Here is a 13,235-nt window from a genome sequence, read left to right as displayed (position 1 = left end):
GAGAGCGCTCGCGCAAGAGAATTAGAACGCCGACAGCCGTCGGCGAACCCGCTCGATGAACCGTGCGCGCATCGGCTGCGTGGCCCCATCCATGCCGGTGAGCGCGATCCAGTCGAGCCGGCAGCGCGGGGCACAAAGCGGGCGGATGCCGAAGCGGAACATCCGCCAATCGGGCCAGCCGACGAGCCAGAGCAGCCAGCGCGGCGAGCCGTAGGTCGTCACCACGGCAATCCGTCGGATGTTGGTGAGGCGTGGTTGCAGCACCTTCGCCCCGCCCAGCGCGAAGGCCACGCCCGGCAGCCAGACCCGGTCGAACCAGCCTTTCAGCATGGCCGGCGGCCCGAACCACCATGTCGGGTAGACGAGGACCAAAGCCTCGGCCCGGCGCAGGGCGGCGATGTGGCCGGCAAGGTCCGGCCGCCCGGCACCCTCGTCGTAATAGGCGCCCCGTTCCCCCGCGCTCAGCCGCGGATCGAAACCCTCTTCGTAGAGATCGAGCCGTTCGATCACATGGCCCGCCGCTTCGAGCGCGATGGCAGCGGTGTCGCACAGGGCCGCGTTGAAGCTGTCGCGGCGGGGATGGCAATGGACCAGCAGGACGCGCATCGGCGGCTACGGTGCTGGCTTGTCTGCTGCTCGCACCCGATCGAGCAGGGCGGCATCGGCATAGCCGTCGGGGACGAGGCCCTTGGCTTCCTGGAAGGCGCGGATCGCGGCGCGGGTCTTCGGGCCGATCTTGCCGTCGGCGCCGCCGACCGGATGGCCGAGGGCGGCGAGCCGGGTCTGCAGGTCGGTGCGCTCTTCCGTCGTGAGCATGCGGTCGGTCCGCGGCCAGTCGCGGGTGAAGCCCGGTGCGCCGCGCAGCCGGTCGGAGAGATGCGCCACGGTGAGCGCGTAGGCGAGCGCCGTGTTGTAGCGCAGGATCACCCGGAAGTTCGGTTCCAGCAGGAAGGCCGGCCCCTTCGCGCCCGTCGGCAGCAGCAGGGCAGCGCGGCGCTCCGCACCATCGGGAAAGGCGCGGTTGGCCGGCTTGAGGCCCAGCCTTTGCCATTCGGCAAAGGGCCGCTCGGTGGTCTCGTCGGCAACCCGGTAATCGAACCCGTCCGGCAGCAGCACCTCGAGGCCCCAGCCCTCGCCCGCGCGCCAGCCGGACTGCTTCAGGAAATTGGCCGTCGAGGCGAGCGCGTCGGGCACCGAGTGCCAGATGTCGCGCCGGCCGTCGCCGTCGAAATCCACCGCGTGGCGCAGGAAGGCGGTCGGCATGAACTGGGTGTGGCCCATGGCGCCGGCCCAGGATCCGCGCATCCGTTCCGCGTCGGCATCGCCGTCGGTAAGGATCTTCAGGGCCGCGACGAGTTCGTCACGCCACAGGCCGGGCCGGGCGGGATCGCCGCAGGCCAGCGTCGCCAGCGCCGGCACGACCGGACGGATGCCGGCGCCTTCGAGGGCGGCCCCGTAATTCGACTCGACGCCCCAGAAGGCGACCAGAACGTGCCGATCGACGCCGTAGGCCGCCTCGATCCGCCCCAGCACCTCGGACCATTGGGCGAGCTTGGCTTGGCCCGTCGCGATCCGCTCCGGCGTGACGCTCGCCTCGATATACTCCCAGACCGGCTTCACGAACTCGGCCTGCGACTGGGTCGCCGGCACCACCGACGGATCGGGCGCGATCCCCGACAGGGCCGTCTCGGCCACCGTCCGCGGCACGCCGCGCTCCTCGGCGAGCGTCTTCAAGGCACCGAGGCAGTGCGCGAAATCAGGCGGCGCCGGGTCGGTCGGTGCCTCGGCCCGCGCCGGGATCGGCCCGGCGAGGATCGCGGTGGCGAGAAGGAGCGCTTTGGCAGAGGGCTGCATGGGCGCAGCCTTACCATTTCTCCGGCCGATCGCGCGACCGGGCGCGTCAGCTTCCGAAGGCGGTCGCCCGGGCGAAGGCGGCGGCGAAGCCGGCGAGCGGCACGGTGATGATCGTCGGCTCCTTGGCGTCCGGCTTCGTCGCCGAGACGGTGAGGCTGGTCGCCGTCTTCATCGTGTCGGTGGCCAGCGTCGGCAGGCTGATCGGCACGAGGCAGCCGTCGCTGACGCAGAACGAGAAGGGCGCGCCCTTGCCGAGTTGCCGGTCGTCGAGCTTGAACGAGACGCCGGGCTCGATCTGAAGGCCGAACGGCATCAGGATCAGGCCCTCGCTCTTCCCGTCCTTGGGCGGCCGCAGCTCGACGCTGAACAGCCGCTTGCCCGTGCGCCGGTCGCCCTGCGACTGGATGATCACGCAATCGGTGCGCGCCTCGGCGCGGTTGCAGTTCATCGTCCAATCGCCGTAGCTCTCGCTGACCGAGGTGGCGCCGGGCGGCCACTGGGCCGATCCGGAGGCCGCTGCGGGTTCCAGCACCGTGCCGGAGGGCGCGGCGCTCGCCGGCTCTTTTGCCTCTTCCTTCTTCGGTGCCGGCTTGCGCGGGCGCGGCTTCGGTCGCGCGGCCGGCTCCGCGGGGGCGGCCTCGGGCGTGGCATCCTGAGCGGAGGCGATGGCCGGCCCGACCAGGGCCATCAATCCGGCGAGCAGAAGCGCCGTGGAGGACGCGGTTCCGCGGGACAGGGACGGCCGAGACAGGGACGGCATGGTGGAGCTCCTGCGAGTGTCGTCCGGGGCTCTGAGACTACCTCACACAAAGTCCGATCACCGATCGTCTCCCTTCCGGGCCCGTTGGCCCGGCGGGAGTTGTGTAGGAGACACTAAGCCCTTGTTTTAACGTGCTCTCTTGCGCCGGGCCGGTATCCGGTCCAGCCGAGAGCGCTCTAGCCCCGCTTGATCAAGGATGCAATTGCAGGGACGCCGCACGGCACGGGACAATGGAATTTCCAGTCGAGCCTGGAATCGTTCCACGAAATTCAGGACAATATCACCCTTGGAGACGGGACTATTGAGCAATCGACGGCGTTGGGAGCGGTCATGAGCAACCTCTACGATCACGTCCCACGCGACGCGCGCGGCGGACCGCATCCCCTGTCGCAGTATCGCGGCAAGGTGCTTCTGGTGGTCAACACCGCCTCGAAATGTGGGTTCACGCCGCAATATCAGGGCTTGGAGACCCTATGGCGGCGCCATCGTACCCGCGGCCTCGTGGTGCTCGGCCTGCCCTGCAACCAGTTCGGTGCACAGGAGCCGGGCGATGCCACCGCCATCGAGCAGTTCTGCTCGCTGACCTACGACGTGACCTTTCCGGTCCTCGCCAAGATCGAGGTCAACGGTCCGGGCGCCGACCCGCTCTATGTCGATCTCAAGCGCGAGAAGCCCGGCCTGTTCGGCACGCAGGCCATCAAGTGGAATTTCACGAAATTCCTGATCGGCCGGGACGGCCGGGTGATCGGCCGCTTCTCCCCGTCCACGAAGCCCGAGGCCCTGGACGGTGCAATCGAGCGCGCCCTTGCGGAGCCGGGCGAGTAGCCCTTACCGCCCCGCCCGTGCCGTCGGCCCCGGATCGATCGCCGGCAGCTCGCCGGGGGGCAGGCCGGGAATCGCGGCGGATGCCTGCGGCGCTTCGAGGCCGCGGGCGCGGTTGGCGAGCGCCACGGTCAGCTTCTCGGCCGGCTCCGAGCCCATGAGGGCGAGCACCTCGGCCATCTTGCGCGGGTTCATCGCCGTCACGATCGGCACCAGTGTCTCGAGGTTCAGGCGGTCGAAGACCCGGGCCGCGTCCTTCGGCTTCATCGTCTCGTACATGAGGACGATGCCCTTCATCCCGGCCTTCTCCGCCTCGGCCCGCTTGGTCCCCTCGGACCCGACCTTGTCCTCGGCGCCCTTCAGGTCGGCCACGCCGGTTTCGAGCTTGCGCTCGGCATCCTTGAGCATCTGTTCGCGCAGGTCGAGTTCGTCCCGGCGCTGCTTGAGCGTGTCGCGGCGGGCCGCGAGCTTTTCCAGGATCGCCCGCTCGCTGTCCGAGACCGGCTCCGGGACCTGCGGCTGGTAGACCGGCGGCGGGGCGGGTTCCGCCGTCTTCGGCGGCGCCGAGACGGAGCCCGTGGTCGTCGGGTCGGTCGGCTCGTAATTGGTGCGCGCCTTGGCCAGCACGCGGGCGAAGTCCGGCAGCGGCGCGCCGGGCGCCGGCTCGTCCGCGGCCACCAGCGCGGTGAGCTTGAGCACGAGAAGCCCGATCGCCGCCAGGGTCACGGCGTCGATCAGGCGCAGCCGGAAGGGGCGCGCCGGAAGGCTCGCGAGACGTGCGAGTCGGCGCGCGGGAAGGGTCATGCGGCCCTGGCCCGGAGGCGGTCGAGGGCGCGTTCGGACAGGGCCTGGGCCGCGGCGAGCGCCGCGCCGACGCGCTCACCATTGCCGATGGCGGGCACGGCCTCGATGGCCACCGGACGCGGCGCGGCGGGGGCGGCGGCAGGCGCCGCCGTGGTCCGCGCCTGGCCGACGATGGCCGCGATGCGGCTGATCACGCTCTCCCCCGCCTGCACATGTGCGGCGAGATCGGTGCTGGTGCGCTCGGCGCCGGCGAGACGCTCGGTCAGCGTCCGGTCACACTCGTCGAGGGTGGCGCGCAGGCCGGCGATGGCTCGCTCGGCGGTGGCGCTCGCCACCACGAGGTCGCCGATGGTGGAGCGCAGGGCCGCCTCGTCCGCCTTGAGCCGGTTGATGCGCCCCGACAGCTTCACCGAGGAGGCGATGGTGGCGACCAGAAGAACGGCGACGAGCACGTCGGCGGCCATCGAGACGAAGAAGGTCATCATGGTCTTCCTGCCGCTACCCGTCGTTACGGTTCTGCATCGAGATCTCGTAGGCCTGCAGCGTTGTGCGGGACTGCCGCAGCGGCCGGGCGATCTGCACTGCGATCGCATCGTCGATCCGGCCGATCCGCCCTTGCGTCAGCGCCCAGTCGCCGCAGCGCACGGTGATGAGGTCGGACGGCTTGCGGTCGAACATCAGCGTGTCGCCGACCTTGAGGTTGAGCACCCGCTTCAGGGGCAGCGTCACCTCGTGCAGCACCGCCTCCATGTCCACATCCGCCTGCCAGATCTCGGTGGCGAGGTGGCTTTCCCAGACCTGATCGCGCCCGAGCCGCTCGCCCATGAAGCTCTGCATCAGCAGGTCACGGATCGGCTCGACCGTCGCGTAGGGGAACAGGATCTGCATCCCGCCGCCGCGCCCGTCCATGTCGAGCTTGAGCGTGATCAGGATCGCCGCGTTGCCAGGCCGGGTGATGGTGGCGAAGCGTGGGTTGGTCTCGATGCGGTCGATGCCGAAGCGCACCGGCGAGAGCGGCTGGAACGAGAGTTCGAGGTCGGTGAGGATGATCTCGACGAGGCGGCGCACCAGGCTCATCTCGATCGTGGTGAAGGGCCGCCCGTCGAGCCGGCTCGACGAGCCGCCGCGCTTGCCCCCGAGCAGGAGATCCATGGTCGAGTAGGCGAGCGTCTGCTCGACGGTGACGAGGCCCGAGCCCTCCCAGGCATCGGCCTTGAACACGCCGAGCAGGGTCGGGAGCGGGATCGCGTTGAGATAGTCGCCGAAGCGGACCGAGGTGATGTTGTCGAGGGTCACCTCGACGTTGTCCTGGAAGAAGTTGCGCAGGCTGGTCGACAGCAACCGGATCATCCGGTCGAAAACGATTTCCAGCATCGGCAGGCGTTCGTACTGAACGACGCCCGAATCGACGATGGCGCGCACGCCCCCCGCACCGGAGGCGGAGAGCTCGCGCAGGGAGAAGCCAAGGACGCCGTCGATCTCGTCTTGGTTCAGGATGCGGTCGTTGCCGGCGAGTTCGGGGAGATTCTCGGTCTCCCCGTCCTCGATCATCGTCGCCCATTCGGCGGCGACGTCGCCGGCACTCTTGGTCGTGCCCTGTTCGGCGAGCGCCGCGCCCCATTCCTCGGCCAGCGACGCGTCGCCGCCACCGCCCTCGCCGCCCTGCTCGGCAAAGGCGGCCGCCCAATCGTCCTCCAGCTCGTCTTCGGGGCCGATCATGCCTGTCGCGCGCTCGCGGTTGTCTTACGAAAGGGGGATTCGGAGGGATCTGGGTATGGGGACGGGGCGGCCGCTCGGTTCACTGGACGATCACGTCCTTGAACAGCACCGCCTCGGCCTTGGCCGGGTGCAGCGCGATGTTGACCCGCCGCAGCAATTCCTCGCGCAGGCGGTAGAGGCCGGCGGAACCAGCGAGATCGCTCGCCCGGATCTCGCGCAGGTAGGTCTGGAAGGCATCCTCGACCCGCGGCATCAGCGGCTTGACCGTCGCCTCGACCTTGGCGTCCTTCAGCTCCAGCGCGACGCGCAGCTTGAGCACGTTGGACTTGGTCGCCCCCGGATCGGGGCTGAGATTCACCAGCATGTCGCGCATGTCGAGGAACACGGCCTGCGCTTTCGGGTCGAGCTTCTCGGCCCCGTGCTCGCCGTGGGCGTCGGCATGCGCCGCCCGGCCCTTCATGAAGAAGAACCCGCCCCCGCCGCCCCCGAGCAGCAGCACCGCGGCGGCGATGATGATGAGCTTCTTCTTGGACTTCGGCGCTTCCGCCGCGCCCTCCTCGCCTTCGGCCGCGGGCGCCTTCTTCGGCTTCTTGGCCATGTGCTGCTCGTCGGCAAACCGGATCGGGGCGATGGGCGGGGCTCGCGCGTGGCGCGCAATCCCCTTGCCTTCCGTTCTCGGCCGACGTGGTTAACCCTCGGTTAAGGCGGCAGAACTTGCCGGGTCGGACTTGCCGCCGTCCCCCGGCGGGCCGGTGTCGGCGTAAGGCTTCGCTTCAATCAAACTACTGATTGTTAAGGTAAAAACGAAGTTTGCGGGATTGGCACGGCCCCTGCGGTGGAGGGAGCGAACCCGTCGCCATCCGAGGCACACCATGCAGAACGCGCTCTTCGTCGGAGTCTCCGCCCAGACCGCCCTGGCTCGCGAACTCGACGTCATCGCCAACAACATGGCCAACGTCTCGACCACCGGCTTCAAGGCGCGCTCGGCCCGCTTCCAGGAATATCTGATGCCGGTGGCCTCCGCCGACAGCTTCCAGCGGAGCGACCGCCGCCTCTCCTACGTCATCGACCAGGGCACCCCGCTCGACCTCACGCAGGGGCCGGTGGAGCCTGACAGCAACCCGATGCACGTGGCCCTGCGCGGCGACGCCTTCCTCGCCGTCCAGACGCCGCAGGGCCTGCGCTACACCCGCAACGGCGCCTTCGAACTCGACGCCACGGGCAACCTCGTCACCTCGGACGGCCACGCGGTGCAGGGCGACGGCGGCCCGATCACCATCGGCCAGCAGGAGACGGGGCTCGCCATCGCCCCCGACGGCACGATCTCGACCAATCTCGGTATCCGCGGCCGGCTGCGCCTCGTCACCTTCGCCAACGCGCAGGCGCTGAAGTCGGAGGGCGCCAACCTGTTCTCGTCCGAGGCGCCGGCCCGGCCCGCCGGCCCCGGTGCCCATCTGGAGCCCGGCGCGCTGGAGCGCTCCAACGTGAAGCCGGTGGTCGAAATGACCCGGCTGATGGACGTGAACCGCACCTACTCGATGGTCTCGAGCGTGATTTCGCGCCTCGACGACCTGCGCGGCACGGCGATCCGCCGTCTCGCCGACGTCGCCTGACACCCCGGCTCTAAGGACCGACGCCGATGCGCGCCCTCTACGCCGCCGCCACGGGCATGGCGGCCCAGGAACTCAACGTTCAGGTCATCTCGAACAACATCGCGAACCTGCGCACCACCGGCTACAAGCGCCAGCAGGTGCATTTCCAGGATCTGCTCTACCAGAACCTGCGCCGCTCCGGCTCCTCGACCTCGGACCAGAACACGATGCTGCCCGCCGGCCTCGCGCTGGGCTCGGGTGTGAAGACCACCTCGACCGCCCGCGCGATGAGTCAGGGGCCGTTGGCGCAGACCGAGAAGGACTACGACGTCGCGATCCGCGGCGAGGGCCTGTTTCGCGTCCGCCTGCCGGACGGGCGCACCGCCTACAGCCGCGACGGCTCGTTCGACCTCGACGCGCAAGGGCAGATGGTCACCCGCGACGGCTACCTGCTCGATCCCGGCGTGACGGTGCCGAACACCGCGACCTCGGTGACGATCTCGGCCACCGGCGCGGTGCAGGCGACCATGCCGGGCCAGACCGCGCCGCAGGCGCTCGGCCAGTTCCAGCTCGCCCGCTTCGTCAACAAGGTCGGCCTCGAATCGATCGGCGACAACCTTTTCGTCGAGACCGCCGCCTCGGGCCCCGCCATCACCGGTCTGCCGGGCTCGGAAGGCTTCGGCAATCTGCAGCAGCGCTACCTCGAAGAGGCCAACGTCAACGCGGTCACCGAGATCTCGTCGCTGATCGCGGCGCAGCGCGCCTACGAGATGAACTCCAAGGTCGTCACCGCCGCCGACCAGATGCTCTCCACCACCTCGCAGATGTTCCGCGGTTGAGGATTCGACCCGTGATGCACGCCCTCCGGCCGATCCGCCGTCCCGTCCCGCTCGCCGTCACCCCGCTCTCGCGCGGCATGATCGGCCGGACCGTCCTCGCGCTGGCCGCCTTCCTCACGGTGACGTTGTTCACCCTGCCGCTGATGGCCGCCGGCACGACGCTGCGCCTGCGGGGCGACGTCACCGCCCGCGGCGACACGCTCAGCTTCGGCGACCTCGTGGAAGGTGCACCCGCCGATCTCGCCGCCCGCGCGCTGTTCCGCGCGCCGGCCCTCGGCGCGGTCGGCACGATCCAGGCCCGCCGCATCATCGAGGCGGCGGCCGCCCTCGGCCTGACCGGGATCGAGACCGGCGGGCGGCTCCAGGTGACGGTGCAGCGCGCCGCCCGCCGGGTCGGGGCGACGGAGATCGAGGCGGCGCTGAAGCGCGCGCTGGAGACCGGCTACGGCCTCGATCCGAAATCCCTCTCGGTGCGCCTTGACGGCGATGCGCCGATGCTGCTCGCCCCGCTCGACCTCGACGGGCAGGCGGCGGCGGTGGACATCACCTACGATCCGCGCACGCGCCGGGTCGCCGGCCTCGTGGTGCTCGGCGAGCGTCAAGCCTCGCTTCGGGTGGCCGGCGTGGCGGTCGAGACCCGCGAGGTAGCGGTGCTGACCCGCAGCCTCAACCGCGGCGAGGCGATCGCCAGCGCCGACCTCACCGTCGAGCGCCGCCCGCGCGACGGCGTGCCCAACGACGTGCAGGGCGCGCCGACCCTGGTCGTCGGACAGGTGGCGCAGCGTCCCCTCAGCGCCGGCGCCGTCCTGCGCTCGGGCGACGTGGCGCCGCCGGATCTGGTTGCCCGCGGCGACAGCGTCGCCATCGTGTTCGAGACCCCCGGCGTGTCGCTGTCGCTGCGCGGCATCGCCAACGAGAGCGGCCGCATCGGCGCCAGCGTCTCGGTGACGAACGCCGCCTCGAAGAAGGTGCTGCAAGCCGTGGTGATCGCCCCGGGGCGGGTCTCAGTCGGCCCGGCTCCGCAGCCTCAGCCGATCCTTCAGGCCAGTGCGGCCCCGTGAGCCGCGCCGCGTCCCTTCCGTCTTTCTCCCCTTCCCGCTAGCGCCGGACCCATCCGATGACCGCTCGCCGTCCCCGCCTCTCCCGCCTTGCCGTGATCCTGGCGCTCGCGCCGCTCGGCGCCTGCAATACCGTGGACCGCCTCTCCCAGGTCGGCGCCACGCCGACGCTCTCGGCGATCGAGGATCCGACCGCCCAGCCCGGCTACCGGCCGGTGCGCATGGCGATGCCCGACACGAGCCCCGTCTCCTACGCACCGAACTCCCTCTGGCGCACGGGTTCGCGGGCCTTTTTCAAGGACCAGCGCGCCGCGCGGATCGGCGACCTGCTGACTATCAAGGTCAACGTGACCGACCGGGCCAACCTCAACAACGAGACCAAGCGTTCGCGCACCAACGCGGAAGGCTTCGGCCTGCCCAACGCCTTCGGCCTGGAGAACAGCGCGGGCGTGGCCGCGGCCGGCATCGCCCCCGACAAGCTCATCAACGGAACCTCGACCTCGTCGAGCGACGGAGCGGGCTCGGTGCAGCGCGCCGAGACGGTGACCACCAACGTCGCCGCCGTCGTCACGCAGGTGCTGCCCAACGGCAACCTCGTGGTCGAGGGCAAGCAGGAGATCCGCATCAATTTCGAGGTGCGCGAGCTGATCGTGGCGGGCGTGGTGCGGCCCGAGGACATCGAGTCCGACAACACCATCGATTCGAGCAAGATCGCCCAGGCCCGCATCGCCTATGGCGGCCGCGGCCAGATCACCGACGTGCAGCAGCCCCGCTACGGCCAGCAGCTCGTGGACATCCTGCTGCCGTTCTAACGGCTCCCGCGAAACGCCCGCTCCACCGCCATGCCCTAAGGGAAGACAAGCGGTGACCGGGCATTCGGTGAGGTGCTTCCAAGCCGGACGGCGCCGGCGCTTTCACCCGGCAAACAGCAAAAGCCTCGTCCTGGTTATCGGATCCGGGACGAGGCTTTTTCCTGTTGTTCTGCTTCGTCGTCTTCCGAAAGCCGGCAGCCCCCTATCGGGGCGCCGCTCCGGAGGCGTCAGTGCTCGGTGCCGGGCCGGTTCGGGCGAGGCGCTTCGCCGTGGGCCTGGGTGAAGGCCGAGCGGTGCGGGTCGTTCTTCGACTGCGCCACCCGGGCCCGCTGCCAGATCGCGAAGGCCGCGACGAGGACAATGGTGACGATGGCGAGCAGCGGAATGAGCACGTCGTTCGACATCGCCATTTCCTCCGATGATTGTGTTCGGGGGCAAGCGACGCGCGGATGAAAAGTTCCGGAAGATCGTGCTTAGCTATTCAGCCGCGGTGCTGCCAGTTTTCGCAAGTATCTGATGGGATTCGGAACGCTACCACTTCACGCCTTCGCGAGCGGAAAGCGTCCGTGAGCCGGCCGTAGCGCTTCGGGACGGCGCTGGCTCATGGCCCAGCGCGGCCGAGGCGGCGTGGTTCGCTCGCGGCTTTTCTCGCGCGCCATCGATGCCCGGCCATGCGCGGCCGGTGGCACCTGATGTCACGGGGCCGCCGGGGCGCCGCAGCCCCGGATCGTGTCGCCGATGCTTACAGGCTGCGCGAGAACACCAGCGGCCCACCCTGGGCACCCCGGCCGTAGGGCGAGGGCGAGACGGAGGGGCGACCGTAGACGGTGGGTGTGCGCGCCTTGGCGACTTCCTCGGCCAGGGCCTTGATCAGCCCTTCGGAGACGGCGCGGGCGGTGGCGAGCACCTGCTGATTGGTTTCCACCACGGCGGCGAAGCGGTGCTGGGCCGCCTTCAGCGCCTCCAGACCCTCCGGCGCGAAGCGGGCGAGCGCGATCGCGTTGGCCTTGGCCGCCTCCAGGCCGTTCATGTAGGCGGAGGCGAGTTCGGATTTCGACGCGGAGTCCGTCAGCGCCTGGGCGATCCGCCCGGCCCGCACGCCGTCGCTCTCGCGGGTGAGCACCGCTTCCAGCTCGATCATGGTGGCGAGCAGCCCGCGCACGAAGGTCTGGGCCGAGGGGCGGTCGGTGAGGCGCAGGGCGAGGGTCCGATCAGCGGCCATTGCCCGCCTCCTGCATCCGCATCATCTCGGAATAGACCTGATTGCTGATGCCGACGCCACCGGTCTTCACGATGGCGTTGGCGTATTCCTTGGTCATCATCGAGCGCCAGACGCCGCCGCCGGTGCCGTTCTCGCCCATCGGCCCTTCCGTGCCCTCGCTCTGCGTCAGCTTCTCCAAGCTGTCTTCCAGGAACATCTTTTCGAAGTCGTCGGCGGTCTTGCGCGCTTTGACCGAGGCGGTGGACTTGGCCGTGTCCATCGTGTTCGCGTCGGTTTTCGCGAGCGTGTTGAGCAGGTTCTTGCCGACGCCGACGGCGGCGGAGGCCGCGAAGGTTGCGAGGGGCAGCATGGTGCGGTCTCCCAAGGGGAAAGAAGTTACATCAGCTCGATGTCGGCCTGGAGCGCGCCGGCCGTCTTGATCGCCTGAAGGATCGAGATCAGGTCGCGCGGGCCGACCCCGAGCGCGTTGAGGCCGTCGACGAGTTCGCGCAGGCTCACGCCCTCCTTCACCAGGGCGAGCTTGTTGCCGTCACCGGTATCCACCTTCACGCCGGTGCGCGGCACGACCGCAGTCTGGCCGTTCGACAGCGGCGCGGGCTGGCTCACCATCGGCTGCTCGGTGATCGTCACCGTGAGGTTGCCCTGCGCGATGGCGACCGTGGAGACCCGCACGTCGCGGCCCATCACGATGATGCCGGAGCGCTCGTCCACCACCACCCGCGCGGTCTGGTCGGGCTCGACCTTGAGCTGCTCGACCTCGGTGATGAGGCGGATCATGTTGCCGCGGTACTTGGCCGGGATCTGGAGGGTGATCGTCGCCGGGTCGGTCGGCTCGGCGGTGTCGGCGCCCATGAAGTCGTTGATCGCCGAGGCGATCCGCTTGGCGGTGGTGAAGTCGGGGTTGCGCAGCGACAGCCGCAGGGAGCGCGCCTCGTTGAGCTTGAACGCCATCTCGCGCTCGACCAGCGCGCCGTTGGAGATGCGCCCGTTGGTCGGCACGCCGCGGGTGATCTTGGCGGCCTCGCCCTCCGCCGAAAAGCCGGCGATCGCCACCGAGCCCTGCGCCAGGGCGTAGATCTCACCGTCGGCGCCGAGCAGGGAGGTCGCCACCAGGGTGCCGCCCTGAAGCGACTTGGCGTCGCCGAGCGAGGAGACCGTCACGTCGATATGCGTGCCCTGGGTCGCGAAGGGGGGCAGGTTGGCCGTCACCATCACCGCCGCGAGGTTCTGGGTGCGCATGGTCGCGCCGCGGGTGTTGATGCCGAGCCGCTCCAGCATCGCCTGCAGGGACTGCTTGGTGAAGGGGATGTTGTTGAGGGTGTCGCCGGTGCCGTTGAGGCCGACCACGATGCCGTAGCCGACGAGCTGGTTGGAGCGCACGCCCTCGACGGCAGCGAGATCCTTGACCCGCGACAGGGCGCTGGCCGGGGCCGGCGGCAGCAGGACCGCGAGGCAGGCGAGCACCGCGACGAGACGGCGGGCGAACAGGGCAGGAGACAGGGGACGAGGCAGGGGCATCGGAACTCGGCAGCCGGACAGGCGACTTTACGCCGGTTCGATCTCTGCCAGGGCCGTGCCAAACACTAAGTCGCTGAAGATGAGACCGTTTCTCTTTTTCGGTGCCGCCGGAGTGGCATGGGGGACGAGAGCGTTTCCTGCCGCCCCGGCAGCTTCTGCCGGGCTGTTTACCCGCGCTTAACCCTGTCGGCCGATGTCTTCGAAGATCGGCACCCGCCGTGCATCGTCGGGTGCG

General features: G+C 69.7%; 16 protein-coding genes. 5 read left to right on the top strand and 11 right to left on the bottom strand.

Annotation, left to right across the window (positions count from 1 at the left end; translation table 11 throughout):
• Positions 1-21 precede the first annotated feature (21 nt).
• From OVA30_RS11495 to OVA30_RS11485, 3 genes are read right to left on the bottom strand one after another with little or no spacing between them, the layout of a single operon-like run.
• Positions 22-606: an NAD(P)H-dependent oxidoreductase gene (locus OVA30_RS11495; protein ID WP_268175501.1), complete on the bottom strand. Its 585-nt coding sequence runs from the start codon at positions 604-606 to the stop codon at positions 22-24.
• A 6-nt stretch (positions 607-612) separates the two neighbouring features.
• Positions 613-1,854 (bottom strand): lytic murein transglycosylase, encoded by a 1,242-nt coding sequence (locus tag OVA30_RS11490; RefSeq protein ID WP_268175500.1) that lies wholly within the window; start codon positions 1,852-1,854, stop codon positions 613-615.
• A 46-nt stretch (positions 1,855-1,900) separates the two neighbouring features.
• Positions 1,901-2,614, bottom strand: coding sequence for an invasion associated locus B family protein (locus OVA30_RS11485; RefSeq protein WP_268175499.1), 714 nt, complete (start codon positions 2,612-2,614; stop codon positions 1,901-1,903).
• A 330-nt stretch (positions 2,615-2,944) separates the two neighbouring features.
• Here OVA30_RS11485 and OVA30_RS11480 point away from each other — a divergent pair, with 330 nt between their 5' ends.
• Complete coding sequence (locus OVA30_RS11480) at positions 2,945-3,439, top strand: glutathione peroxidase (RefSeq protein ID WP_268175498.1); 495 nt, start codon at positions 2,945-2,947, stop codon at positions 3,437-3,439.
• 3 nt (positions 3,440-3,442) lie between these two features.
• Here the strand turns inward: OVA30_RS11480 and OVA30_RS11475 are convergent, their stop codons facing one another.
• The 4 genes from OVA30_RS11475 to fliL form a co-directional block, all read right to left on the bottom strand.
• Positions 3,443-4,240, bottom strand: a complete 798-nt coding sequence (locus tag OVA30_RS11475) for a MotE family protein (protein WP_003605014.1) — start codon at positions 4,238-4,240, stop codon at positions 3,443-3,445.
• Complete coding sequence (locus tag OVA30_RS11470) at positions 4,237-4,725, bottom strand: DUF6468 domain-containing protein (protein WP_012753229.1); 489 nt, start codon at positions 4,723-4,725, stop codon at positions 4,237-4,239. The genes OVA30_RS11475 and OVA30_RS11470 overlap by 4 nt, the downstream gene beginning before the upstream one ends.
• A 13-nt stretch (positions 4,726-4,738) precedes the next feature.
• Entirely contained in the window at positions 4,739-5,959 is a 1,221-nt protein-coding gene (gene fliM, locus OVA30_RS11465; protein ID WP_003606769.1) for a flagellar motor switch protein FliM, read from the bottom strand.
• A gap of 79 nt (positions 5,960-6,038) precedes the next feature.
• A complete protein-coding gene (fliL, locus tag OVA30_RS11460) occupies positions 6,039-6,557 on the bottom strand; it encodes a flagellar basal body-associated protein FliL (RefSeq protein WP_056118252.1) in 519 nt (172 codons plus the stop codon).
• 274 nt (positions 6,558-6,831) lie between these two features.
• Between fliL and flgF the strand changes: the two genes are divergently transcribed.
• From flgF to flgH, 4 genes are read left to right on the top strand one after another with little or no spacing between them, the layout of a single operon-like run.
• Entirely contained in the window at positions 6,832-7,572 is a 741-nt protein-coding gene (gene flgF, locus OVA30_RS11455) for a flagellar basal-body rod protein FlgF (RefSeq protein ID WP_076643388.1), read from the top strand.
• Between the two features lie 26 nt (positions 7,573-7,598).
• A complete protein-coding gene (flgG, locus tag OVA30_RS11450) occupies positions 7,599-8,390 on the top strand; it encodes a flagellar basal-body rod protein FlgG (RefSeq protein ID WP_003606772.1) in 792 nt (263 codons plus the stop codon).
• Positions 8,391-8,404: 14 nt separating this feature from the next.
• Positions 8,405-9,451, top strand: a complete 1,047-nt coding sequence (flgA, locus tag OVA30_RS11445; protein WP_268177487.1) for a flagellar basal body P-ring formation chaperone FlgA — start codon at positions 8,405-8,407, stop codon at positions 9,449-9,451.
• 56 nt (positions 9,452-9,507) lie between these two features.
• Positions 9,508-10,260, top strand: coding sequence for a flagellar basal body L-ring protein FlgH (gene flgH, locus OVA30_RS11440; RefSeq protein ID WP_003606667.1), 753 nt, complete (start codon positions 9,508-9,510; stop codon positions 10,258-10,260).
• Positions 10,261-10,487: 227 nt separating this feature from the next.
• On the opposite strand, the gene OVA30_RS11435 is transcribed toward flgH, so the two are convergent.
• From OVA30_RS11435 to OVA30_RS11420, 4 genes are all read right to left on the bottom strand, one after another.
• A complete protein-coding gene (locus OVA30_RS11435; RefSeq protein ID WP_003606666.1) occupies positions 10,488-10,664 on the bottom strand; it encodes a hypothetical protein in 177 nt (58 codons plus the stop codon).
• A gap of 338 nt (positions 10,665-11,002) precedes the next feature.
• Positions 11,003-11,482: a hypothetical protein gene (locus OVA30_RS11430; protein ID WP_012254360.1), complete on the bottom strand. Its 480-nt coding sequence runs from the start codon at positions 11,480-11,482 to the stop codon at positions 11,003-11,005.
• Positions 11,472-11,831, bottom strand: a complete 360-nt coding sequence (locus OVA30_RS11425; protein WP_003606664.1) for a rod-binding protein — start codon at positions 11,829-11,831, stop codon at positions 11,472-11,474. Before OVA30_RS11425 ends, OVA30_RS11430 begins: the two co-directional genes overlap by 11 nt.
• Before the next feature lie 26 nt (positions 11,832-11,857).
• Entirely contained in the window at positions 11,858-13,000 is a 1,143-nt protein-coding gene (locus OVA30_RS11420; RefSeq protein ID WP_003606663.1) for a flagellar basal body P-ring protein FlgI, read from the bottom strand.
• Positions 13,001-13,235 lie beyond the last annotated feature (235 nt).

Origin of the sequence: Methylorubrum sp. SL192 (genome assembly GCF_026672325.1) — a bacterium.
GTDB lineage: Bacteria > Pseudomonadota > Alphaproteobacteria > Rhizobiales > Beijerinckiaceae > Methylobacterium > Methylobacterium extorquens.
Note: the sequence above shows the minus strand (reverse complement) of the source record. Positions and strands in the feature narration are given on the sequence as shown.

What these genes read in the sequence shown, in the direction of transcription:
- OVA30_RS11495 (WP_268175501.1), bottom strand. Translation starts at nt 606, where the DNA reads ATGCGCGTCCTGCTGGTCCATTGCCATCCCCGCCGCGACAGCTTCAAC.
- OVA30_RS11490 (WP_268175500.1), bottom strand. Translation starts at nt 1,854, where the DNA reads ATGCAGCCCTCTGCCAAAGCGCTCCTTCTCGCCACCGCGATCCTCGCC.
- OVA30_RS11485 (WP_268175499.1), bottom strand. Translation starts at nt 2,614, where the DNA reads ATGCCGTCCCTGTCTCGGCCGTCCCTGTCCCGCGGAACCGCGTCCTCC.
- OVA30_RS11480 (WP_268175498.1), top strand. Translation starts at nt 2,945, where the DNA reads ATGAGCAACCTCTACGATCACGTCCCACGCGACGCGCGCGGCGGACCG.
- OVA30_RS11475 (WP_003605014.1), bottom strand. Translation starts at nt 4,240, where the DNA reads ATGACCCTTCCCGCGCGCCGACTCGCACGTCTCGCGAGCCTTCCGGCG.
- OVA30_RS11470 (WP_012753229.1), bottom strand. Translation starts at nt 4,725, where the DNA reads ATGATGACCTTCTTCGTCTCGATGGCCGCCGACGTGCTCGTCGCCGTT.
- fliM (WP_003606769.1), bottom strand. Translation starts at nt 5,959, where the DNA reads ATGATCGGCCCCGAAGACGAGCTGGAGGACGATTGGGCGGCCGCCTTT.
- fliL (WP_056118252.1), bottom strand. Translation starts at nt 6,557, where the DNA reads ATGGCCAAGAAGCCGAAGAAGGCGCCCGCGGCCGAAGGCGAGGAGGGC.
- flgF (WP_076643388.1), top strand. Translation starts at nt 6,832, where the DNA reads ATGCAGAACGCGCTCTTCGTCGGAGTCTCCGCCCAGACCGCCCTGGCT.
- flgG (WP_003606772.1), top strand. Translation starts at nt 7,599, where the DNA reads ATGCGCGCCCTCTACGCCGCCGCCACGGGCATGGCGGCCCAGGAACTC.
- flgA (WP_268177487.1), top strand. Translation starts at nt 8,405, where the DNA reads ATGCACGCCCTCCGGCCGATCCGCCGTCCCGTCCCGCTCGCCGTCACC.
- flgH (WP_003606667.1), top strand. Translation starts at nt 9,508, where the DNA reads ATGACCGCTCGCCGTCCCCGCCTCTCCCGCCTTGCCGTGATCCTGGCG.
- OVA30_RS11435 (WP_003606666.1), bottom strand. Translation starts at nt 10,664, where the DNA reads ATGTCGAACGACGTGCTCATTCCGCTGCTCGCCATCGTCACCATTGTC.
- OVA30_RS11430 (WP_012254360.1), bottom strand. Translation starts at nt 11,482, where the DNA reads ATGGCCGCTGATCGGACCCTCGCCCTGCGCCTCACCGACCGCCCCTCG.
- OVA30_RS11425 (WP_003606664.1), bottom strand. Translation starts at nt 11,831, where the DNA reads ATGCTGCCCCTCGCAACCTTCGCGGCCTCCGCCGCCGTCGGCGTCGGC.
- OVA30_RS11420 (WP_003606663.1), bottom strand. Translation starts at nt 13,000, where the DNA reads ATGCCCCTGCCTCGTCCCCTGTCTCCTGCCCTGTTCGCCCGCCGTCTC.